Annotated in this window: 21 protein-coding genes and 1 pseudogene; 8 read left to right on the top strand and 14 right to left on the bottom strand. The window is 69.4% G+C overall.

Going from position 1 to position 20,684, the window contains the following annotated elements:
- Positions 1–55: 55 nt before the first annotated feature.
- The 3 genes from ADK36_RS08555 to ADK36_RS08545 all read right to left on the bottom strand — a co-directional run bounded on the left by ADK36_RS08555 (position 56) and on the right by ADK36_RS08545 (position 3,680).
- On the bottom strand, positions 56–1,195 hold the full coding sequence (locus ADK36_RS08555) for a nucleotidyltransferase domain-containing protein (protein ID WP_048582836.1): 1,140 nt from the start codon (positions 1,193–1,195) through the stop codon (positions 56–58).
- 61 nt (positions 1,196–1,256) lie between these two features.
- Positions 1,257–2,831 carry an amino acid adenylation domain-containing protein gene (locus ADK36_RS08550; protein ID WP_053196906.1) on the bottom strand — a complete coding sequence of 525 codons (1,575 nt, stop codon included), beginning with the start codon at positions 2,829–2,831 and terminating at the stop codon, positions 1,257–1,259.
- A 210-nt stretch (positions 2,832–3,041) separates the two neighbouring features.
- Entirely contained in the window at positions 3,042–3,680 is a 639-nt protein-coding gene (locus ADK36_RS08545; RefSeq protein WP_425315309.1) for an alpha/beta hydrolase, read from the bottom strand.
- Here ADK36_RS08545 and ADK36_RS50020 point away from each other — a divergent pair.
- Complete coding sequence (locus ADK36_RS50020; protein ID WP_234329724.1) at positions 3,639–3,785, top strand: hypothetical protein; 147 nt, start codon at positions 3,639–3,641, stop codon at positions 3,783–3,785. The two genes, ADK36_RS08545 and ADK36_RS50020, sit on opposite strands and share 42 nt — an antisense overlap.
- A 257-nt stretch (positions 3,786–4,042) precedes the next feature.
- Here the strand turns inward: ADK36_RS50020 and ADK36_RS48700 are convergent, their stop codons facing one another.
- The 3 genes from ADK36_RS48700 to ADK36_RS08535 are packed head-to-tail and all read right to left on the bottom strand — an operon-like array spanning position 4,043 to position 5,219.
- Entirely contained in the window at positions 4,043–4,168 is a 126-nt protein-coding gene (locus tag ADK36_RS48700) for a hypothetical protein (RefSeq protein WP_267887393.1), read from the bottom strand.
- Between the two features lie 8 nt (positions 4,169–4,176).
- Complete coding sequence (locus ADK36_RS08540) at positions 4,177–4,884, bottom strand: cation transporter (protein WP_048582834.1); 708 nt, start codon at positions 4,882–4,884, stop codon at positions 4,177–4,179.
- Positions 4,884–5,219, bottom strand: coding sequence for an ArsR/SmtB family transcription factor (locus ADK36_RS08535; RefSeq protein ID WP_048582833.1), 336 nt, complete (start codon positions 5,217–5,219; stop codon positions 4,884–4,886). The genes ADK36_RS08540 and ADK36_RS08535 overlap by 1 nt, the downstream gene beginning before the upstream one ends.
- A gap of 56 nt (positions 5,220–5,275) precedes the next feature.
- Between ADK36_RS08535 and ADK36_RS08530 the strand changes: the two genes are divergently transcribed.
- The gene (locus ADK36_RS08530; protein WP_048582873.1) at positions 5,276–5,941 is read left to right on the top strand and encodes a class I SAM-dependent methyltransferase; all 666 of its coding nucleotides are present in this window, start codon (positions 5,276–5,278) and stop codon (positions 5,939–5,941) included.
- Positions 5,942–5,951: 10 nt separating this feature from the next.
- Here ADK36_RS08530 and ADK36_RS08525 read toward each other — a convergent pair whose 3' ends face one another.
- The 3 genes from ADK36_RS08525 to ADK36_RS08515 form a co-directional block, all read right to left on the bottom strand.
- Positions 5,952–6,380, bottom strand: a complete 429-nt coding sequence (locus ADK36_RS08525; RefSeq protein WP_048582832.1) for a GNAT family N-acetyltransferase — start codon at positions 6,378–6,380, stop codon at positions 5,952–5,954.
- 53 nt (positions 6,381–6,433) lie between these two features.
- Positions 6,434–6,961, bottom strand: coding sequence for a hypothetical protein (locus ADK36_RS08520; protein ID WP_048582831.1), 528 nt, complete (start codon positions 6,959–6,961; stop codon positions 6,434–6,436).
- Between the two features lie 147 nt (positions 6,962–7,108).
- The gene (locus ADK36_RS08515) at positions 7,109–8,506 is read right to left on the bottom strand and encodes an MFS transporter (protein WP_048582830.1); all 1,398 of its coding nucleotides are present in this window, start codon (positions 8,504–8,506) and stop codon (positions 7,109–7,111) included.
- A gap of 104 nt (positions 8,507–8,610) precedes the next feature.
- Here ADK36_RS08515 and ADK36_RS08510 point away from each other — a divergent pair, with 104 nt between their 5' ends.
- Complete coding sequence (locus tag ADK36_RS08510) at positions 8,611–9,225, top strand: TetR/AcrR family transcriptional regulator (protein WP_048582829.1); 615 nt, start codon at positions 8,611–8,613, stop codon at positions 9,223–9,225.
- A gap of 373 nt (positions 9,226–9,598) precedes the next feature.
- Here the strand turns inward: ADK36_RS08510 and ADK36_RS08505 are convergent, their stop codons facing one another.
- The 4 genes from ADK36_RS08505 to ADK36_RS08490 all read right to left on the bottom strand — a co-directional run bounded on the left by ADK36_RS08505 (position 9,599) and on the right by ADK36_RS08490 (position 13,697).
- On the bottom strand, positions 9,599–10,621 hold the full coding sequence (locus ADK36_RS08505; protein ID WP_048582828.1) for a LacI family DNA-binding transcriptional regulator: 1,023 nt from the start codon (positions 10,619–10,621) through the stop codon (positions 9,599–9,601).
- 76 nt (positions 10,622–10,697) lie between these two features.
- Entirely contained in the window at positions 10,698–11,534 is an 837-nt protein-coding gene (locus tag ADK36_RS08500) for an ATP-binding cassette domain-containing protein (protein WP_048582827.1), read from the bottom strand.
- A complete protein-coding gene (locus ADK36_RS08495; protein ID WP_048582826.1) occupies positions 11,531–12,544 on the bottom strand; it encodes an ABC transporter permease in 1,014 nt (337 codons plus the stop codon). Before ADK36_RS08495 ends, ADK36_RS08500 begins: the two co-directional genes overlap by 4 nt.
- A 136-nt stretch (positions 12,545–12,680) precedes the next feature.
- Positions 12,681–13,697, bottom strand: coding sequence for a sugar ABC transporter substrate-binding protein (locus tag ADK36_RS08490; protein ID WP_048582825.1), 1,017 nt, complete (start codon positions 13,695–13,697; stop codon positions 12,681–12,683).
- 248 nt (positions 13,698–13,945) lie between these two features.
- Here ADK36_RS08490 and ADK36_RS08485 point away from each other — a divergent pair, with 248 nt between their 5' ends.
- From ADK36_RS08485 to ADK36_RS08465, 5 genes and pseudogenes are all read left to right on the top strand, one after another.
- Positions 13,946–14,908, top strand: coding sequence for a carbohydrate kinase family protein (locus tag ADK36_RS08485; protein WP_048582824.1), 963 nt, complete (start codon positions 13,946–13,948; stop codon positions 14,906–14,908).
- A gap of 222 nt (positions 14,909–15,130) precedes the next feature.
- Positions 15,131–17,692, top strand: a complete 2,562-nt coding sequence (locus ADK36_RS08480; protein ID WP_053196904.1) for a glycoside hydrolase family 32 protein — start codon at positions 15,131–15,133, stop codon at positions 17,690–17,692.
- Positions 17,693–17,720: 28 nt separating this feature from the next.
- Positions 17,721–18,014, top strand: a complete 294-nt coding sequence (locus tag ADK36_RS08475; RefSeq protein WP_048582822.1) for a putative quinol monooxygenase — start codon at positions 17,721–17,723, stop codon at positions 18,012–18,014.
- A gap of 265 nt (positions 18,015–18,279) precedes the next feature.
- On the top strand, positions 18,280–18,651 hold the full coding sequence (locus tag ADK36_RS08470) for a carbohydrate ABC transporter permease (RefSeq protein WP_078916345.1): 372 nt from the start codon (positions 18,280–18,282) through the stop codon (positions 18,649–18,651).
- 32 nt (positions 18,652–18,683) lie between these two features.
- Positions 18,684–19,268: pseudogene (locus tag ADK36_RS08465) on the top strand (alpha-amylase family glycosyl hydrolase); the annotation flags it as partial.
- Between the two features lie 226 nt (positions 19,269–19,494).
- Here the strand turns inward: ADK36_RS08465 and ADK36_RS08460 are convergent.
- Positions 19,495–20,655 carry a magnesium and cobalt transport protein CorA gene (locus tag ADK36_RS08460; protein WP_078942752.1) on the bottom strand — a complete coding sequence of 387 codons (1,161 nt, stop codon included), beginning with the start codon at positions 20,653–20,655 and terminating at the stop codon, positions 19,495–19,497.
- Positions 20,656–20,684 lie beyond the last annotated feature (29 nt).

Here is a 20,684-nt window from a genome sequence, read left to right as displayed (position 1 = left end):
CGGACGGCCCGCCACGGTACGCCCGGGCGGGCCGTCCGTCGTCTCCATGCCTCGCTCAGCGCCGCGGAATCGGGCTGGCCTGCCGTACCTCGGCCGTCCGGCGCGTGTCGAACAGGCGCTGGAGGAAGGGTTGTTGCCAGCGTTCCGGTCTGCCCTCGAACCTGCCGTACTCGTCCAGGTAGTCGCAGTCCGCGGGTCGCAGCGCCACAAGCTCCTCCGCCGGCACCGACTCCGGATACAGCAGCGCCGTGTGGTGCAGGGCGTAGTACACGCTCTCTACGACGCCGAGGTCCTCGGCCCGTTTCCGCACGGTGGGCCACCTGTTCTCCGCGGTGATCCGGCGGCATCCCATGGCGACGTCCAAGAACTTCAGGACTTCCAGATCGCCGCCCTCGGTGACGTAGTACAGCGAGGTCGCCTCCATGTGCAGATTGGCGCACACGTCGATGAACTGGTCCTCCGGGGCGAGGACGAAGCCCTGCTCACCGCAGAGCGACACCGAGGTCCTCAGCTCCAGCAGATCACCGGTCATACGGGCGCCGTCCGCTCGGGTCTGGAAAACGTTGGAACAGATGTCGACGATGAAGGTCTCGATGCTGTCGTGCTCGGAGATCCTCTGGTACGGGAGTTCCACAGGCACGTTGAGCTGCCAGTAGATCTTGGTACGCCGGCTGAAGGGTTCGATGCGCTCACCGTCGGATGACAGCTTGCCCTGCACGTAGCCGAGGCCGGTGAGCACCGCCCCGGCGGGTGCGGCGTCCCGCGGCTCCACCAGGACATCGAGGTCGCTGACCGGCCGTAGCCCCGCGTCGCCGTAGAGCCGCTCGCCGAGCACCGGGCCCTTGCGAATCGCGTAGCGCAGTCCGGAGTCGTTGAGAGAGCGGATGACCTGCCCGAACTCGCGGGCGAGGAGGTCGTTGCGGTTCCGGTTGCCGAAGTACACGAAGGTGTAGACCCAGTGATACGGGATGGCGGAGGTGCGGTGGAGCCCGTGCCGGAGGATGTTCCGGGCCACCAGCGGCAGCAGGCGATGACGTGCCGCCTGGTCGACAAAGAAGCCCCATTCGAGCTCCTGGCCACTACGGGCGAGAAGCTCGCGGCAGCGCTCGACGCGTTCCTCGTCGAGGTCGACATCAGCCAGCAGCAACAGCAGCGCCGTTTCCAGCCGCTGCTGCGGTACGTCTGGCGTGTTCATGTATGGCAGTCCTCTCGGCGAGACGCTGGAATCACAGTTCCTGGGACGTCATGGCCCCGGCTCACCCGCTCGTGGGCCGGGGCCATGCGGCAAGAGCCTTCCGGTCCGTCTTGCCCCGGTCGTTCACCGGGAGCTGGTCGAGCAGTACATATCGGGCGGGGACCAGGGTCGGCGGTAGCGCCTTGCGCAGCTGTCTGTCGATCAGGGCCTCGTCCAGCGAACTGCCGCTGCAGAAGGCGACCAGATGTCGGGCGACGCCCTCGCCCTCCGCGAGGACGACCGCGGCCGTCACGCCCGGCAGAGCCCGCAGCCGATGCTCGATCTCCGCCGGCTCGACGCGCTGACCCCGGATCTTCGTCTGGTGGTCCGTCCGGCCCAGATAGAGCAGACCTGCATCATCGCTTCGGCGCACCACGTCACCGGTGCGATACCAGAGGCGGCCGGCCGACTGGAGGAAACGCCCCTCGTCGTCCTCGGACCGCAGATAGCCGGCGAACATCTGAGGGCCGCTCACACACAGCTCACCCTGACGGGGGTCCGGCTTGCCGTTCTCGTCGATCAGCACCGCGTCATGACTGGGGAACAGCCGGCCGATGGGCACGATGCCGTGGTCACCGGAGTGCCCGTCCTCCGGTGACCAGCGGTGCGCCGAGCACGCGATCGTCAGCTCCGTCGGGCCGTAGAGGTTCTCCACGGTGGAGTTGGCCGCGGCCGACTGCCAAGCGGCCGCGTCCTCGTGGAGCAGAGCCTCCCCGCAGAACAGGCTCCACCGCAACGAGGGCAGGGAACCGGCCGTCAGCGCACCGGAGCGCCGCAGCAACGAGATCGCCCCGGGAACGGAGAACCAGACAGTGACCTGTTCCCGTGCCACGAACTGCGGCAGGCGGGCCAGCGCCGCCGGATGGGTGTACACCAAGGTGCCGCCGCAGGCCCACGTCACGAACAGGTCGAAGAAGGCCAGGTCGAAGGTGAGGCCGAAGGTCTGGCTGAAGACGTCGTCCTCGGTGAAGTCGTAACGGTCCAGAACGCTGGTCACGAAGTGGAGGACGTTGGAATGGCCGATCGGCACCCCCTTGGGGCGCCCGGTCGAGCCCGAGGTGAACAGCACGTAGGCGATGTCGCTGGGCTGTTGCCGAGGGGTGAGCGCGACGGGGCCGGTCCCGGTGAGAACGGCCACGTCCGAGCCCGCCCACGCGGAGGCGTCGACCTCGGGCGAGAAGACCGGCGGGAGCTTTGCGCGCCCCGCCAGTTCCCGTACCTTGGCGGCACACACAGGGTCGGTGACCAGGGCATCCATGGGATGGTCGCGGAGCAGCTCGCCGAGCCGGTCGGCCGGGAGGTCCGGTGGGAGAGGGACCACCGCTGCCCCCGCGCACATGCCGGCCAGGATGCCCACGTACCCGGTGAAGGTCCGATCCGCCAAGATGCCGATCGAGCGGGGCTCACCCTCGGGGTGCACCGACCGCAGGACTCCGGCCCAGCGATCGGCTGTGGTCCTCAGCTCCGAGTAACTCACCCGGCGGGGGCCGATACGCAGGGCTGCCCTGTCCGGCACACGGTTCGCGCTGTGGCGTACGAGATCCTCCAGACGAGGCTCCGCGGCCGCGGCGTCGGCTTCGAAGGATGCTCTCGTCACCGCATCTCCCGTTTTGTATGCGACGCCCCGGACGTCGGGGCACACCGCGGCCATCGTGCCGGGCGGCGGCCCGTCGCAACAGGTCCGTCCGGCCGCCCATCAGGGGAGGCTCAGACGGCCATGCCCGCTCGGGTACCCCGCGTTGGGCGGTGGGGAGTGGTCGAGCGCGCGTGACGGTGGCGAACCCCGGATGCCTGCCGGAGCACGTCGCTACGGTCGATGAGCAGCCGAGTGCCTGCCGTCGCTCCGGTTCGGGCTCGCGCAGTCGCGCAGCAGCTCCAGCATGAGGTCCACGACCAGATCCGGTCGGACGACGAAGGGGGAGTGGCCCGTTGGCCACTCGCGAACCGATGTGCAACGTCGGGCCAACACGCGTTGCAGTTCGGGCTCTATCGCCCGGTCTCGCGCGCAGACGACGTACGTGGACGGCGTGTGCTTCCAGCTCTGACGCTCGGGAACGCCCCGCCCGCACCCTGGCCCCTGAACGCGCAGCAGGTCCACGGCCCAGGCGGCGCGATCCTCGGGGCAGTCGGCGTAGAAGACGTCGGCGGCCAGATCGCGGCGGATGAAGGTGGAGTCGTCAGGTGCGGACTCGATGGCGCTTCGGAGCCGGGGAGTTGCACCGCCGGTGCCCGCCGCGCTCTCACCCGCGTCGAGCACGAAGGCCGCCACGTAGACGAGGTGCGCCGCGCGCTGAAGACCGGTGACCACCGAACCGCCGTAGGAGTGTCCGAGGACGACGGGCGGCTCGTCCAAGGCGTCGAGGGCAGCCTGAACCGCCGCCGTGTCCGCTCTCAGGGAGCCGCGGTGCAACTCTGGAACGACCACGTGAACGCCTGCGGCCTGCAGGCCTTCCACTACCAGGGCAAAGTGCTCGGGGCGATGGTAGAGACCGTGGACCAGTACTGCGCCGGCCATCGCAATCGCCTCCCCTGGTTACCCGCCGGCACGTGATCCTACAGATCACTTACCGGCGAACGGGGGGCGACGCCTGCGGTGGCGAAGACGGGAACGTGGACGCCGATGTTGTCGCCACCGTTGGCGAGGCTGACCGCGGCGACCTCCAGCGGGCTCGGCCCGCCCTCCTCGGCCTGCGCCTCCTCCTCGTCCCCGCCGTCGCGGTGGTTCTCCCACGCCTGCCACGCGGCCTTGAGGCGCAGCGCGAGCGGCGGCGTTACGGAGCCCCTCCTTCGAGATCCACGGCCGGGCGGTCAGGCCAGGGTCTGGGTGGCGTACAGGGTGCCGAGGGCGGTGGCGAGGGTGCCGAGCAGGAGGCGCAGGGCGCGGTCGGGCAGGCGGGGTTGGAGGCGGGCGCCGCCGACAGGGGTGCTTCGCAACGAGATGTTCATGAGCAGCAGGTGCAGCCGGGCCGGCAGCCGCACGCGTCCTCGTTCGACGGAGCATCCGTAGGAGTGGCCGTCGGCGCGCAGCAGCCTTCGCCCCGCCATGCGTCCCGTCCTTCCTTGACGGCGATGGCGGCGATGGCCAGGGCGGCCACGGGGTCGGCCCAGGACCATCCGAGGGTGGCGTTGAGGATCAGGCCGACCAGGAGGACGGCCGACAGGTAGGTGCACAGCAGGGTCTGCTTGGAGTCGGCGACCGCGGAGGCGGAGCCGAGTTCCCGTCCGGCACGTCGCTGTGCGGCGGACAGGAACGGCATCACCGCCAGCGAGAGGGCCGCGAGGACGATGCCGGGGATGGAGCGTTCGGCGTCGCCGGTTCCTGTCAGGGCACGGACGGCGTCGATGGTGACGTAGAGGGCGAGCGCGAAGAACGACACCGCGATGATCCGCAGCGTGGTCCTTTCGCGGGCTTCGCGTGCGGCGTGCTCGCGTGCGGAGAACTGCCAGGCGACCGCGGCGGCGGAGGAGACTTCGATGACGGAGTCCAGGCCGAAGCCGATCAGGGCGGTGGAGGAGGCGAGAGTGCCGGCGGTGAGGGCGACCGCTGCCTCGATGACGTTGTAGGTGATCGTCGCGGTGACCAGCAGGCGTATTCGGCGGGTGAGCGTCTCGCGGCGGGCCGGGGAGGGGCCGAGGGATGTCGCGGTCATCAGCAGCAGCCCTTCGACTCCACTTCCGGGCAGGTCTTGTCCGCCTCCACTGCGACCACCGCGGTGCGCAGGTCGTCGAGGGCGTGGCCGAGGCGTTCGTCGGCGAGTTCGTAGCGGGTGCGGCGGCCGTCGGGCGCGGTGACGACCAGGCCGCAGTCGCGCAGGCAGGCCAGGTGGTTGGACAGCCGGGTGCGGGAGACGCCGAGGGCATCGGCCAGGTCGGCCGGGTAGGCGGGGGCCTGGCGCAGAGCGAGCAGGATCCGGCAGCGGATGGGATCGGCGAGCGCGCGGCCGAAGCGGGCCAGCACGTCGATGTCGGAGGCAACGGTCAGCACATCACGACAGTACAGCAGATCCTGAATTCAGCAAACGGTGGACTATGCTTGCGTTCATGACGGACGAGGGACAGGACCTGGCCGACGCGCAAAGGGCTCATTGGCAGGAGACGTACACCGCGCACCCCGGCATGTACGGGGAGGAGCCCTCGGCTGCGGCCGTCCACGCCGCCGGCGTCCTCCGTGCCGCCGGGGCCCGTGACGTTGTCGAGCTCGGAGCCGGCCACGGCCGCGACGCCCTCTACCTCGCCCGCGAGGGCTTCACCGTCCGGGCCACCGACTTTTCCGCCACCGGCCTCGACCAGCTGCGGACCGCCGCCCGGCAGCAGGGGGTGGCCGATCGTGTGACCGCGGTCGTGCACGACGTTCGCGACCCGCTGCCTCTGCCGGACGCCTCGGTGGACGCGGTGTTCGCGCACATGCTGCTGTGCATGGCCCTGTCGACGGAGGAGATCCACGCCCTCGTCGGCGAGGTCGGCCGGGTGCTGCGGCCGGGCGGAACCCTCGTCTACACCGTCCGCCACACCGGCGACGCCCACTACGGCACCGGCACCGCCCGCGGCGACCACATCTACGAACATGGCGGCTTCGCCGTGCACTTCTTCGACCGCGCCCTCGTCGACACCCTCGCCGAGGGCTGGACCCTGAACGAGGTCCACGCCTTCGAGGAGGGTGACCTGCCGCGCCGACTGTGGCGCGTCACCCAGACCCTGCCCCGGTGAAGGCCCGAGATCAGGCGCCCATCACGCGGTACATGCCGATCGAATCGTGCGTGGCGGTGTCGGCGAAGCCGAACTTCTCGTAGAGGACGCGGGCGGGGCCGTCCGCGATCAGCGAGACGTAGGCGGTGGCCGGCGCCCGGCGCTCCAGTTCCCCGGTGAGCGCGGCCATGATGCGCCTGCCGAGGCCGCGGCCCTGGTGTGCGGGGTGTACGCAGATGTCGACGATCTGGAACGCGGTACCGCTGTCACCGACGATGCGCCCCATGCCGACGGGCTTCCCGTCGTGGTGGAGGACTACCCCGTGCCATGTGTTGGGCAGGGCGAGTGCGACCGCATCGGGGGCCTTGTCCGAGAGGCCGGCGTCGGTGCGCAGGCGCCGGAAGACCTCGACGGAGGGCACACCCACCCTCAACTCGTACGGGTCGCTCAACCTGTCCACCTCCGATCGTGCGTCGTGTGCGGTGACGGCCTGCCGGGATGCTCGGCTGCTGGTCAATGGCCGGTTTCGGCGTGGTCGCCGTGGTCGCTGAGCTGCGCTTCGAACCAGTCGTGCAGGGCGTCGACCAGGGCGGGCTCGTCGGTGGTGTAGGTGAGGGTGGCTCCGTCGGACCGTTCCCGGTAGCGCACCGCGATTCGCTCGTAGCCGTCTTGCAGTGCCGTGAGTCCCGGCATGGCGGTGCCGTGGATCTGGGCGGGGTCGCCGAAGTCGCCCTGGCCGAACGCCTTGGCCTCCTGCTTCAGGTGGGTGCGGATGAGGGCGATCTGCTTCTCGTCATCGGGTCGGTCGGCGACGACGTCCTGGATGCCGCCCGTTTCGTTCGGGGTGAAGTGGTGGGTGGTCTCTTCGAGGTCGAAGGGCATCACGGTCCGGCCGCGTTCGGCGACCGCTTCCTGTCGGCCGCTTCGCCCGTTGTTGCTCTCTTGCTGTGTGCCGCCGATCCACAGGGCTGCGCCCAGTGCCGCGCCGACACATGCCGTGGTGATGCCGGCCGTCAGCAGCCGACGCCTTCCGATGTTCATCCAGTGCCTCCGTGAGCACGTTGAGCGCGTCGGGTACGCCCGAGCGTTGTGGATCGGATCCGGCAGGGTGTACGGGTCGGGTCTTCGGCTTCGTCCGCGCCGCGGCTGCGGAGATGCTGAACCCGGCCGACCCCATCGGCCCTCGGCTTACTCGTGCTTGGCGGGGATCAGCCACAGGACGATGACGGCGGAGACCGCGGCCATGCCCGTGGCGACGAGGAACGCGTCGTCGAACCCGGAGGCCGTCTGGCCGCCGGTGCGGGCGGCGATGCTCGCGGCGGCGGCGCTGGAGACGGCCGCGGCGCCGGCCGAGGCGCCGAACTCGTGGAAGGTGCTCACGATCCCCGACGTCACCCCGGCCTCGTGGGGTGCGACGCCGGCGAGCGCGGTGGCGGAGGCGACCACGAACAGCGCGCCCAGACCCGCAGCGGCCACGCTGACGCCGGTGACCATCGCGGCCGTTCCCGACCACAGCACCGGAACGAGGAACCCGGCGGCTGCCACGGCGAGGGAGACCACAGCCAGCAGCCGTGCTCCCAGACGGCCGATCACGCGTCCGGCGGCTGCGGCTGCGGCCATGGTCAGCAGCGCCACCGGCAGGAACAGCACACCGGTCGTCAGAGCACCGTGGTCCTGATGGTTCTGGAGGTAGAAGGAGCCGAGGAAGAAGGCCCCCACCATCAGCGCCGTCGTCACGGCGATGACGAAGGTGCCCGCCACCACCGGGCGTCGGCCGAGCAGACGCAGGTCCATCAGCGGTGCCGCCGCCCGGCGTTGCCAGAGGGCGAAGGCCGCGTAGACGGCTGCAGAGGCGGCGACCAGAGCCACCGTGACGAGGTCGAGCCAGCCGTGGTCACCGGCACGGAGCAGGGCGTAGATGAGGGCGCCGGTCGCGGCGGCGACCAGCACAGCGCCGGGTATGTCGAGGGAACCGGCGGCCGCGCGCGGCAAGCCGGGCAGGATCCGGGCAAGCGAGACGAGGACGACCAGGCCCACAGGGACGTTGACGAAGAAGACCCAGGCCCAGCCCGGACCTGCCGTGATCAGTCCGCCCAGCAGCACGCCGAGGGCGGCGCCCCCGCCGCCGAGCGCCGACCAGATGCCCAGCGCGCGGTTGCGCTCGTCGCCGTCGAACAGCCGCACCACCACGGACAGCGCGGCGGGCGAGAGCATCGCGGCGCCGACACCCTGGGCGATTCGCGCGGCGAGCAGCAGCGGGGCACCGGTGGCGAGTCCTGCGGCCAGCGAGGCGACGGTGAACACCGCGAGCCCGGCCAGGACGACCCGCTTGGGACCGAACAGGTCCGCGGCCCGGCCGCCGAGCAGCATCAGACTCCCGAACGTGAGGGCGTATCCGCTGACCACCCAGGTCAGCGCCGCGCGGCCCAGGTCGAGTTCGGCGCCCATGTCAGGCAGCGCGATCGCGACCACGGTGATGTCGAGGATCAGCATCAGCTGGGCCAGCCCCAGCAGCCCCAAGGCCGTCCAGCGCAGCGGATGCGGTGCATCAGGTGCGCGTGTGGTGGTGGTTTCCGTGTCGCTCATCGCGCTCACCCCTCGTCGCTAAGTCGAACAGTGGTGTTCACGTTATACGCCCCGGGGGTATAAGCCAAACAGTGCTGTACGACTTGCTGGGGTACTGTGGGTGCATGGGCAGCAAGAACTCCACGGCCGCCAAGCGTGCCGACGCTCTGCGCAGCATCGAGGCGATCGTGCAGGCGGCGGCCGAATGCCTCGGACGGAACCCGGAGGCGAGCCTGAGCGAGATCGCGCGGGCCGCGGGCGTGGGCCGGGTGACGCTGTACGCGCACTTCGCCTCCCGGGCGGAGGTCGTCGACGCGGCGATGAGCCGCGCCATCGACCGGGGCAACGACGTGCTGGACACGGTCGACCTGGCCGGTGATCCGCTGCTCGCCCTGGCGCGGTACATCGAGGCCGGCTGGCACCTGGTGGACCAGGCACGAGCGCTCCTCGTCGCCGCCCAACGGGAACTCTCCGCCGGCCGCATCCGCGAACTGCATGCCGGACCCGCCGCCCGCGTCGAGGCGCTGGTCGCCCGCGGCCGCGCCGAGGGAGCCTTCCGTACGGACCTGCCGATCGCCTGGCTGGTCAATGTCCTGCACGCGGTCATGCACAGCGCGGCAGAGGAGATCCGCGCCGGCCGCCTCACGTCCGACCGCGCCGCCGACCACATCACCGCCACCGTGCTCGCCGCCTTCACGCCACCGGGCACACCGGTACCCGAGACCGGCGGCGGAGCATGACACCGACGGCCCTCGTGAAGAGCTCGCCGAGGGAAGGGACGTCAGCCGCCGGAGGCCGAGGGCCGCTGACGGCGGTGGCCGAGGCAGGGCGGGACGGGCAAGTGGTCTGCTGCACAGCGATGCACGGCGGCTCACGGGCCGGTGATGGGCCGCCCTGTGAGGGCTTGGGCGATCTGCCAGAGCCGGCCGCCGCGTGACGCCTTTACGAGCACCACGTCATCGGGGCGAAGGACGGAGCCGAGGCAGGCGGCAGCGGCGGCGTTGTCGCCACCAGGGCGGGCTGCCCCACGACCCGTCAGGTCGGCACGTCAGGGCGCGGGGCTCAGTGGAAGACCTTCGCGTGCCGTCCCCGATTCCGGCAGGGACAAGCCGCCTACCGTTTGGGCGCGGGCTGCTCGCCCGAGCCTCGGACGATCAGCCGGGTGGGGACCGTGATGGTGCGGGCGCGGGTGCGGTCGCCGTCGAGGCGGGTCAGGGCGGTGGTCGCCGCCGTTCTGCCGAGTTCTTCCGGGTCCTGGGCGACGACCGTCAGGGCCGGTTCGAGCGCCTCGGCGAGCGACACGTCGTCGAAGGCGACGACGGCGACGTCCTTGCGTTTGCTGCGGGCCAGTTCGGCGACTATCCCCAGCGCCATGATGTTGTTGCCGGCGAACAGGGCCGTGGGGGGATCGGCCAGGCCGAGGAGTTGGGCGGTCGCGGCCTCGGCTCCTTGCTGGTCGTGGGCGTTGGTGACGAGCAGGCGGTCGTAGAGGATGTCGGCTTCCTGCAGCGCCGAGCGGTAGCCGGCCAGGCGTTCGCGGCGGGTGTAGAGCTTGGTGGGCAGATCGCCGACGAAGCCGATGCGCCGGTGGTCGTGGGCGATGAGGTGGGCGACACCATCGTGGGCTCCGGCACGGTTGGAGCTGACGATGCTGTCCGTGGCGAGGCCGACTCCGGGTCGGTCGAGGAAGATCACGGGCAGTCCCGCCGTCCGGTGGGACTTGAGGTGGGAGTGGTCGGCGCCGACGGACGGTACGACGATCAGGATGCTGACGCGACGGGCGAGGAACTTGTCCGTCAGGGCGCGTTCGCGTTCGGCGTCGTCCGCGGAGGAGCCCATGAGCAGGGTCAGTCCGCGGTCGCGGACCGTGTCCTCGATGCTCTGGGCCACGGCCCCGAAGAAGGGGTTCCCGAGGTCCGGGATGACCAGTCCGACCGTGGTGTCGGGTCCGCCGACGCGGATGTTGCGGGCCATGAGGTTCGGCTGGAAGCCGAGCTTGGCCACCGCGGCGAGCACCTGTTCCCTGGTCTGGGCGGAGGCGGGCCCGTCCTCGTTGAGGACGCGGGAGACCGTCTTGGCGCTGACGCCGACTTCTCGGGCGACATCGGCCAGGGTGGGGCGGCGGTTCGCTGCCATGGAGGAAACCGTCTCCTGAGGGCTCTCGGTTCCGGCCGCGGCCTCGGCCGGAAACCACGAGAGCTGGGTCGTGCTGTCAGGTGGCCTGGACTCCGGCGGCCTTCGCCGCCTCGGAATCCGCTACGACAGTATCTCCGGCCGCGTCGACGGTGAGAGCGCCGGTCATGATGGCGACGACCTCGGCCATGGAGTAGTCGGAGGGCTTGATGACGGCGGCGCGCCGGCCGAGGCGGTGGACGTGGATCCGGTCGGCGATCTCGAAGACATGCGGCATGTTGTGGCTGATCAGGACGACCGGCATGCCCTTGTCCCGGACCCGGCGGATAAGGTCCAGCACTTGACCGGACTCCTTGACGCCGAGCGCGGCGGTGGGCTCGTCCATGACGACGACACTGCGGGCCCAGGCCACGGAACGGGCGACCGCGACCGCCTGCCGCTGTCCGCCGGAGAGCGTCTCGACCGCCTGTGTCAGCGAGCGCAGACCGATCTTCAGGTCGGCCATGTGCTCTGCGGCCTCCTGGCGCATGCGCTTCTTGTCCAGCATGCGGAAGACGTTGCCGAGGACGCCGGGGCGGCGGAGCTCGCGCCCGAGGAACATGTTCGAGGCGATGTCCATCGAGGCGGCCACGGCGAGGTCCTGATAGACCGTCTCGATGCCGTGGGCACGAGCACTCTGCGGACCGGAGAACTGGATCGGCTTGCCGTTGAGGCGTATCTCGCCCGCGTCGGGGACCACCGCACCGGTGAGCGCCTTGATCAGGCTGGTCTTGCCCGCGCCGTTGTCGCCGATGACGGCGAGGACCTCGCCGGGCAGCAGGTCGAAGTCGGCGCCGTCGATGGCGGTGACGTGGCCGTAGCGCTTGACCAGACCGCGGGCCTGGAGGACGGGTGTGGGGGAGGAGGTGGCGGTCATCGGGCCTTCTTCCGGGAGAGCTGGTCGACGGTCACCGCGAGGATCACCAGGACGCCGGTGATCAGGGTCTGGTAGATGGACGCGACGCCCATCAGCTGCAGACCGTTGCGGAAGACGCCCACGATGAGGACGCCGATGAAGGTGCCGAGGACCGATCCGCGTCCGCCGAAGAGGCTGGTGCCACCGAGGACCACGGCGGTGATGCTGTCGAGGTTGTCGGTCTGGCCGGCCTGCGGGTCGCCGACTCCGGTGCGGGAGATGAGCAGCAGGGCGGCGATGCCGTAGAGGAGACCCGCCACGGTGTAGATGCCGATGGTCAGGCGGGAGGTGCGGATGCCGTTGAGGCGCGCCGCTTCCTGGCTGTTGCCCAGGGCGTACACGTGCCGGCCCCAGCCGGTGTTGCTCAGCGAGTAGGCGAGGAGGAGGAACAGGGCGATGGTGACGAGGGAGCCGTAGGTGATGTCGGTGTGGCCGAGCGGGAAGGTCTCTCCGAGCGCGGTCAGCGGGCCCGGCAGGTTGGTGACCGTCTGCTCCTCGGAGTAGATGTGGGTCAGCGCGAACGCCACGTTGAGCATGCCGAGGGTGACGATGAACGGCGGCAGCGGGATCTTCTGCACCAACAGCCCGTTGAGCAGACCGAATCCGCCGCAGACGACCAGGCCCAGGGCGATGGCGGCGAGCGGAGGCAGGGAGCCCTCGGCCGCCATCTTGGCGATCACGATGCTGCCGAACGCCATCACGGCACCGCACGACAGGTCGATGCCCGCGGTCAGGATGATCAGGGTCTGTCCGATGGCGAGGGTGCCCACGACCATGACCTGCTGCACGATCAGCGAGAAGTTCCCGCCCGTGAGGAACTGCTCGGTCGAGAAGGAGAAGAAGGCACAGGCCAGGAGGAGGGCGACCAGGGGGCCGGTGGTCGGTGCCGTGAGCAGGCGGCGGGCCGTGGTCGGTGCTTTGAGCTCTGCGTACGGCGAGGACGTGCCCGGGGGTGTGGTCGTGGCTGTCATGCGAGGTCCTTGTCGGAAGACAGTGGTCGTTGTCCTTCCTGGTCGGAGGACAAAAGGACGAGCGGGCGGCCGTCCCCCGGTCAGGGAGGAAGGGACGGCCGCCCCGCTGCGGGGGCGTACGGATCAGGCGGCCGGCTCAGCCCCAGCAGTTCTCCAGGCCGTAGGCGGTGTCCTTCGACGTGACGCCGTCCTGGGCCTTGTCGCTGATCAGCGTGACGCCGGTGTCGGTGTAGCCGGACGCCTTCTTGCCGTCCTTGGCGTACGCAACGACAGCCTTGACGCCCTCGGCGGCCATCTTCAGCGGGTACTGCTGAGAAGTCGCGGCGATCTTGCCGTCCTTGACGGCCTGGGTGCCGGTGCAGCCGCCGTCCACGGAGACGATCAGTACGTCCTTCTCCCGGCCCTTGGCCTTCAGCGCGGTGTACGCGCCCAGGGCCGCCGGCTCGTTGATGGTGTAGACGACGTTGATGTCGGGCTCCTTCTGGAGACAGTTCTCCATCGCCGTCTGGCCCTTGGCCTGGTCGCCGCCCGTGTCCTGGGCGCAGGCGACGTCCTTGTCGGTGGCGCCGAAGCCCTTGAGGAAACCGTTGTGCCGCTGGACGCCGACGGAGACGCCCGGCGCGAGGTCGAGGGCGGCTATCTTCGCGGTCTTGCCCTTCATGGCGGCCTTGGCGTACTCGCCGATCAGCTCGCCGGCCTTGAGGTTGTCGGTGGCGAAGAGGGCGTCGACCGCGCTCTCCGGGTCGGTCGGGGTGTCCAGGGCGATGACCAGGACGCCCTTGGCGCGGGCCTTCTCGATCGCGGGCACGATGGCCTTGGAGTCGCTCGGGGTGATCAGGATGCCCTTGACCCCGGCGGCGACCATGTTCTCGATGGCGGTGACCTGCCCGGCGTTGTCCCCGTCGAACTTGCCCGCCGCAGTGGACAGTTGGGCGCCGTTCTCCTTGGCGGCCTTCTCCGCGCCCTCCTTCATCTTCACGAAGAACGGGTTGGTGTCGGTCTTGGTGATCAGACCGACCTTGACCTCGCCCGAGCCGGAACTCGAGGAGCCCGATCCGGAGCCGGACCCGCAGGCCGTCAGGGTGAGGGCCGCGACGCCCGAGAGCGCGGCGACTCTGAGGAGGGAGGAGGACAGGCGAGTGGTGCGAGACATGATCGACTCCTGTGGGATAGCGAGCGGCACGGAGTTGGGATCAGAGCACGCCGCCCGGGGTGTCATCGTTGACTTATGTCATCGTTGACACTGCCTGGCGAGGATGATGGACTCCGCTTCCCGGAAACGTCAATGCTTTTCGCTCGTCACAAATCGGCAAACATCCGCCGTCGCCGCCCACCGTGGCTGCCCGGCAGCCGCGCTCGACGTGACCGGTGCCCGTACGGCCGTCAGAGAAGGGTCAGCCCATGAGCCCGCGTCAGATCACCGTCCTGGGGGAGTGCGTCGCGGACGCGTTCGCCGAACCCGCGAGCACCACCAACGAACTCGCCCTACGTGTACTGCCGGGCGGCGGACCTGCGAATACGGCAGTGTCACTGGCCCGCCTCGGCACCCCGGCCCGTTTCCTCGCGCGATTGTCCGGCGATGTGTTCGGCCGTCTGTTCCGCGCCCACCTGGAGGCGTCGGGGGTGGACCTGTCGGACGCCGTCCAGGCTGCGGAGCCCAGCACGCTGGCCGTGGCGGAACTGGACGCCCAGGGACAGGCCGCGTTCTCCTTCCATGCGCAGAACACGGCCGACTGGCAGTGGACGGCAGCGGAACTGGCGCGGGTGGACCTGTCCGAAACGGCCTGTGTGCACACCGGATCCCTGGCCCTGGTCCAGGAACCCGGGGCGGTGGTGGTGGAGGACTTCCTGGCGGCGGCCGCCCCTCACGCGACCATCAGCATCGACCCCAATGTGCGGCCACTGCTGGTGCACCCCGACGTCTACCGCGCCCGGCTGGCGCACTGGTGCGCCCTCGCCGACGTGCTCCGGCTGAGCGAGGACGACCTGGAACTCCTGCTGCCGGGCACGCCGCCCGAGCAGGCGTGCGACATCTGGCACGCGGCCGGGGCGCGGCTCGTCGTGATCACGCGCGGTGCCGACGGCGCCCTGGCCTCGCTCGACGGCCAACGGGTCCAGGTGCCCGCTGTCTCGACGAGCGTCGCCGACACGGTCGGGGCGGGCGACTCCTTCACCGCCGGACTGCTGCACCACCTCGGCGCTCGTGGGCTTCTGGGTGGTCGGCTGACGGAACTCCGACTGGACGACGTCGAGGAAGCCTGCCGCTTCGGCACCCGCGTCGCGGCCCTGACCTGCTCCGTCATCGGACCCAACCCGCCGTGGCAGAGCCAGCTGGCGTCGCTCGCCGCGGCCGAGCGCGCCTGACGGGCGAGCCTGCCGCTCAACAGCACATCACGGCCGAACCGTTGACGCATTGGCCGGATTGCCCCCATCATCGGGCCACTCGATGTCATCGATGACACAAGTCAACGATGACACCCCTTGCCGATGCCGTGGACGACGGCGCCGACAAGGGCGTCACTCTTCACCAGATCCGCGCCGGGCAGCAGGCTTCGTTGCGCGGACGGCCGCAGCACAGGAGACAGCATGAGCTCTGGACGTGTATCCCGGCATGCTCGTATACGGATGATGGCGGCGGTGGTGACCGTCTGCGCCCTGTCGGCGGCCCCGCTGGCTCCTTCAGCCGTAGCTGCCGACACCCCGCCGTACACCGAGACCTACCGCCCCCAGTTCCACTTCACTCCGGAGAAGAACTGGATGAACGACCCCAACGGGCTCGTGTACTTCCAGGGCGAGTACCACCTCTTCTACCAGTACAACCCGAACGGCAACTCGTGGGGAGACATGTCCTGGGGGCATGCGGTGAGCAAGGACCTCGTGCACTGGGAGGAGTTGCCGCTCGCCCTGTCGCACGACGGTGAGGAGATGGTGTTCTCCGGCAGTGCGGTCGTCGACCGGGACAACACCACCGGGTTCGGCACGAAGAAGAACCCGCCCATGGTGGCGATCTACACCAGCGCCTACAAGAACGGCGGCAAGCAGGCCCAGTCGCTCGCCTACAGCACCGACCGGGGCCGCACCTGGACCAAGTACCAGGGCAATCCCGTCATCGACATCGGCTCCAAGGACTTCCGCGACCCCAAGGTCCAGTGGTACGCGCCGACCAAGAGCTGGCTGATGACGGTGTCGCTGTCCGCCGAGCACAAGGTGCAGTTCTACTCGTCCAAGAACCTCAAGGACTGGAAGCTGCAGAGCGAGTTCGGTCCGGCGGGCGCGACGGGCGGTGTGTGGGAGTGCCCGGACCTGTTCCCCCTCGCGGTCGACGGGGACAAGAAGAAGATCAAGTGGGTCCTGGTCGTCAACATCAACCCCGGCGGTATCGCGGGCGGTTCGGCCGCCCAGTACTTCGTCGGCGACTTCGACGGCAAGAAGTTCACCGCCGACGACAAGGGCACCTACACCCCGCCCACCGGCACGGTGGTACAGGACTTCGAGGGCACAAACTTCGGTTCGTGGACGACCACGGGCAGCGCGTTCGGCCAGGCGCCGGCCGCCGGGGCGCTGGACGGTCAGGGCACAGTCGACGGCTTCGACGGCAAGGGCCTCGCCAACAGCTTCCACTCGGGTGACGGCGCCACCGGCACCCTCACCTCACCCGAATTCACGGTCGACAGCTCCTACCTGAACTTCAAGGTCGGCGGCGGGCGGCACCCGCACGAGTCCGGAACCGTCATGGAGCAGGGACCGCTGCCGGAGGGCACGGTCCTCGCCGACTTCGAAGGCGGCAGCTACGGCGACTGGACGACGACCGGAGACGCCTTCGGCTCGGCACCGGCCACCGGCACCCTTCCCGACCAGCAGGAAGTCTCCGGATTCCGGGGCAGCGGCCTGGTCAACAGCTACCTGAACGGCGACACCTCCACCGGCACCCTTACCTCGCCCGAGTTCACCATCGACAAGAAGCACATCAACTTCCTCATCGGCGGCGGCAACCACCCCGCCGGTTCCGCCGAACCCACCGCCCTCGAACTCGTCGTCGACGGCGAAGTGGTGCGCAGCGCCACCGGAAAGGACGGCGAGGCCCTCAACTGGGCTTCCTGGGACGTCGGCGACCTCGCCGGCAAGCAGGCGCAGATCAGGGTCGTCGACGACAACACCGGCGGCTGGGGCCACCTCAACGTCGACCACATCATGCTGTCCGACACCAAGGCACAGCCCGTCTCCCAGGAGACGTCCGTCAACCTGATCGTCGACGGCCAGGTCGTCCGCAGCGCCACCGGCGCCAACAGCGAGACCCTGGACTGGGCCTCCTTCGACCTGCGCCCCTACACCGGCAAGAAGGCGAAGATCCAGATCGTCGACATGAACAACGCCGGCTGGGGCCACCTCCTGGCCGACCAGTTCACCGAAGCCGACACCGCCGCCAAGTCCGTCGTACAGCGCGCCGACTGGGCCGACTACGGCAAGGACTACTACGCGGCCGTGTCCTGGGAGAACGCACCGGGCGGCAAGCGGTACATGGTCGGCTGGATGAACAACTGGGACTACAGCGGCGCCATCCCCACCTCCCCCTGGCGCGGTGCGCAGAGCGTCCCCCGGGAGATGGCCCTGCGTACGGTCAACGGCCAGATCCGGCTGACCAGCACACCGGTCAGCAGCCTGGAGTCGCTCCGGAAGAAGCGCCCGGCGACAGCGTCCGGTGTAACCGTCCAGAGCACCACGAAGTCCCTGATCGGCCCCGCGGCCCAGGGCAAGGCGCTCGACATCGAGGCGACCTTCTCCCTCAAGGACGCCGACCGCTTCGGTCTGAAGGTGCGTACCGGCGCCGACGGCGAGGAGACCGTCATCGGCTACGACACCACGACACAGGAGCTGTACGTCGACCGCACCCGCTCCGGCGCTGTCGACTTCAACAGCACCTTCCCCGGCGTCCAGACCGCGCCTCTGAAGGCGAAGAACGGCAAGGTGAAGCTGCGGATCCTCGTCGACTGGTCGTCCGTCGAGGTCTTCGGCGGCAACGGCGAGGCCGTCATCACCGACCAGATCTTCCCCGACCCCGCCAGCCAGGGAGTGCAGATCTTCGCCGAGAACGGCTCGGTGAAGCTGGACCAGGCCCGCGTCTGGCACCTCGACTCCTACCGCGACTGACGCCTGCAACAGACAAGGACACGACACCGTGAAGAAGACCCTGCTCGCCGAGTTCACCGCCCGTGAGGGAGCTGAGGACGAGGTCGCCCGCCTGATCGGGGACTACGCCCTCAAGGTGCGAGAGGAAGAAGGCAACCTCGTCTTCGACGTCTACACCAAGGCAGCCGCCCCGCGCGCCTTCTGGATCTTCGAGGTGTACCGCGACGAGGACGCCTTCCAGGCGCACCTGAAGGCACCGTACGGCGGCCCGTTCAACGCGGCGCTCGTCCCGCTGATCGAGGAAGACGCCTCGGTGCTGACCTTCCTCGATCCGGTGACCTGACCTGGCCTGACCTCGCCCGATCCGGTGACTGACGTCGGGCCGGGCCCGCACCGCGGGCCCGGTACCGGCGCATCGTCATGCCGCTGTCCGGTCCGGCGATCGCCGCGGTGGCCCTCTTGGCCTTCCTGCCGGGGCCGGCCGGCACAGGCTCATGTTGGCGGCCCGCCCCTTCCGATGATCCTCAGGACCGCGATGCCGAGTGTTCTTCGAGGATCAGTCCTTCTGGTGCCGAAACCGACTCGCGGATGCCGCAGGGGTGTTCACCATGAAGCAGTTCTTCGAGTCGATCCCCGTCAGCGTCGAGGAAGCAGCCAGGATCGACGGCGCGAACACCTTCCGGATCTTCTGGTCCATCGCGCTGCCGATGGCTCGCCCGGCCCTCATCACCCTGACCATCCTGTCGTTCCAGGGATCGTGGAACGAACTGCCGCACTTCATCGTGTCCTGGCAGAGCCCGGAACCGAACACCCTCACATCCGGGGTCGCCTCACTCGTCTCCGGCCAGCTCGGCCTGGGCGACCAGCACCCGATCAAGCTCGCGGCGACCCTGCTCATGACCATCCCCGTGGCCCTGGTCTTCTTCGCCTTCCAACGGCACTTCGTCCGCGGCGGCACGGCAGGCGCGACCACCGGGTAGCCGGGCGAGGCACCCGAAATTCGTTGTGATCAATGCGCGGGCGGTGTGGACCACGCGTCCCCTCCGACAGGACCGAGCCACATGAACAACCCGCCCCCCCCGCGAACGACGCCACGAACGACCCCGCGAACGAATCCTGGTGGCGCTTCGCGGTCATCTACCAGGTCTACATACGCTGCTTCGCCGACGGCGACGGCGACGGAACCGGCGACATCGCGGGCCCGCGCTCCCGCCTGCAGTACCTGGCCTACCTCGGTGTCGAGGCGATCTGGATCACTCCCTGGTACCCGTCCCCGCTGGCCGACCTCGGCTACGACGTCTCCGACTTCCGCGATATCCACCCCACATACGGCACCCTGGACGAGGCCCGAAAGCTGATCACCGAGGCCCACGAGCTGGGCCTGCGGGTGATCCTCGACATCGTCCCGAACCACGTCTCCAACCAACACGCCTGGTTCCAGGAGGCGTTGGCGGCGGCGCCCGGCTCCCCAGAACGACACCGGTTCATCTTCCGCGAGGGGAGAGGGAAGAACGGCAGCGAGCCCCCCAACGACTGGCATGCGGCCTTCGGCGGCCCCACCTGGATCCGCACGCCGGACGGCCAGTTGTACCTCCACTCCCTGAAAGATCTGCCGACTACCCGGACCTCGAAGTGGCATCGATCCGGGGGAATGCGCCGCCTCGCCGCAGAGTCGACGCCCTCGCACACCACCGCCCACGACCGCAGGAGGCCGCCCCGAACGGAGCGCGGCTCACGCTCCCCAGATTCTCCCCAGCGGCCTCAAAGCGCGTCGGCCGCGCCTGGATCGGAGCTGCACGAGCTCGGGACTCCGGGGCGATTACTCAGAGCCAATCACGCCGCTTGAAAATGACGTACAAGCTGGTGCATACAACGCCCATCAGGGCGATTGCAAAGGGATATCCGAGCACCCAGTGCAACTCCGGCATGTGCGTGAAGTTCATGCCGTAGATCGTCCCGACCAGCGTCGGAGCGAACAGAATGGCCGCCCACGAGGAGATCTTCTTGATCTCCTCGTTCTGTTCGAACCCCGCCTCTGCCAACGCCCGCATTTCCGCGTTCTGTTGCTGCGTGACCAGCGTCGCGTTGACCGTGAGGATCTCGGTCAGGGCCTGGCGGAAGCCGTCGACGCGTTCGCTGGTGTGGGTGACGTGGTCGGCCACGTCGCGGAGGTAGCGCTGTAGTTCCTCGTCCGTGCCGTACTTGGAGAAGCCGGCCATCAATCCGTGCAGCATGCCGACGAGGGGGCGGGTGGCGCGCTGGAACTCGACCATTTCGCGGGAGAGTTCGTAGATGCGGCGGGAGACCTCGGGGTCGCCGCGGAAGACCTCGGTCTCGATCTCGTCGATGTCGATCTGGACGCCCGTCACCACGGGCTCGTAGCCGTCGACCACCGCGTCCAGTATCGCGTAGAGCACCGCCTCCGGGCCGAGTTTGAGCAGTTCCGGAGTCTCCTCCATACGCTGGCGCACCGCCGACAGATCGGGGGCCGCGCCATGGCGGACGGTGATCACGAAGTCGGGGCCGACGAACACATGCAGTTCGCCGAAGTCGACCTCCTCGGGCGCGTCGAGATAGCGCGCCGCGCGCAGGACCACGAACAGGGTGTCGCCGTAGCGCTCCAGCTTGGGTCGCTGGTGTGCCTCCATCGCGTCCTCGACCGCGAGCGGGTGCAGGTCGAACTCGGCGGCCAGCGAGAGGAGTTCGGCCTCAGTGGGGCGGGCGAGGCCGATCCACGCCATGCCGGACGGCTGCTCGCGCAGCTCGCGGAAGGTCTCGGCGAGGGTGGCGGGGGAGGAGACCCGGACGCCGTCCTGGTACAGCGCCGACTCCACGACGCTCGCCACCTCGGCGGAATCGGCAGTCGCGGACCGCGCGGGATGTGCCGGGGCCGGTGGCTCAGGTGGCTGCGGCGGAGTGAGCGCTCGGCGCCAGACGGACTTCATGGGGTTCTTCGAGGCGGGGCGGGCGCGTCGCTCGGACATCGCGGCTGCCTCCCGGACGAGACGATGAG

The sequence above is a fragment of the Streptomyces viridochromogenes genome (assembly GCF_001270495.1).
Classification (GTDB): domain Bacteria; phylum Actinomycetota; class Actinomycetes; order Streptomycetales; family Streptomycetaceae; genus Streptomyces; species Streptomyces viridochromogenes_A.
This window is presented reverse-complemented; position numbering and strand designations above follow the sequence as displayed.

Coding starts and splice junctions, on each gene's coding strand:
- ADK36_RS08480 (WP_053196904.1), top strand. CDS start 15,131: ATGAGCTCTGGACGTGTATCCCGGCATGCTCGTATACGGATGATGGCG.
- ADK36_RS08540 (WP_048582834.1), bottom strand. CDS start 4,884: ATGACCGCGACATCCCTCGGCCCCTCCCCGGCCCGCCGCGAGACGCTC.
- ADK36_RS08505 (WP_048582828.1), bottom strand. CDS start 10,621: ATGGCAGCGAACCGCCGCCCCACCCTGGCCGATGTCGCCCGAGAAGTC.
- ADK36_RS08460 (WP_078942752.1), bottom strand. CDS start 20,655: ATGTCCGAGCGACGCGCCCGCCCCGCCTCGAAGAACCCCATGAAGTCC.
- ADK36_RS08490 (WP_048582825.1), bottom strand. CDS start 13,697: ATGTCTCGCACCACTCGCCTGTCCTCCTCCCTCCTCAGAGTCGCCGCG.
- ADK36_RS08495 (WP_048582826.1), bottom strand. CDS start 12,544: ATGACAGCCACGACCACACCCCCGGGCACGTCCTCGCCGTACGCAGAG.
- ADK36_RS08520 (WP_048582831.1), bottom strand. CDS start 6,961: ATGAACATCGGAAGGCGTCGGCTGCTGACGGCCGGCATCACCACGGCA.
- ADK36_RS08510 (WP_048582829.1), top strand. CDS start 8,611: ATGGGCAGCAAGAACTCCACGGCCGCCAAGCGTGCCGACGCTCTGCGC.
- ADK36_RS08500 (WP_048582827.1), bottom strand. CDS start 11,534: ATGACCGCCACCTCCTCCCCCACACCCGTCCTCCAGGCCCGCGGTCTG.
- ADK36_RS08470 (WP_078916345.1), top strand. CDS start 18,280: ATGAAGCAGTTCTTCGAGTCGATCCCCGTCAGCGTCGAGGAAGCAGCC.
- ADK36_RS08555 (WP_048582836.1), bottom strand. CDS start 1,195: ATGAACACGCCAGACGTACCGCAGCAGCGGCTGGAAACGGCGCTGCTG.
- ADK36_RS08515 (WP_048582830.1), bottom strand. CDS start 8,506: ATGAGCGACACGGAAACCACCACCACACGCGCACCTGATGCACCGCAT.
- ADK36_RS08485 (WP_048582824.1), top strand. CDS start 13,946: ATGAGCCCGCGTCAGATCACCGTCCTGGGGGAGTGCGTCGCGGACGCG.
- ADK36_RS08530 (WP_048582873.1), top strand. CDS start 5,276: ATGACGGACGAGGGACAGGACCTGGCCGACGCGCAAAGGGCTCATTGG.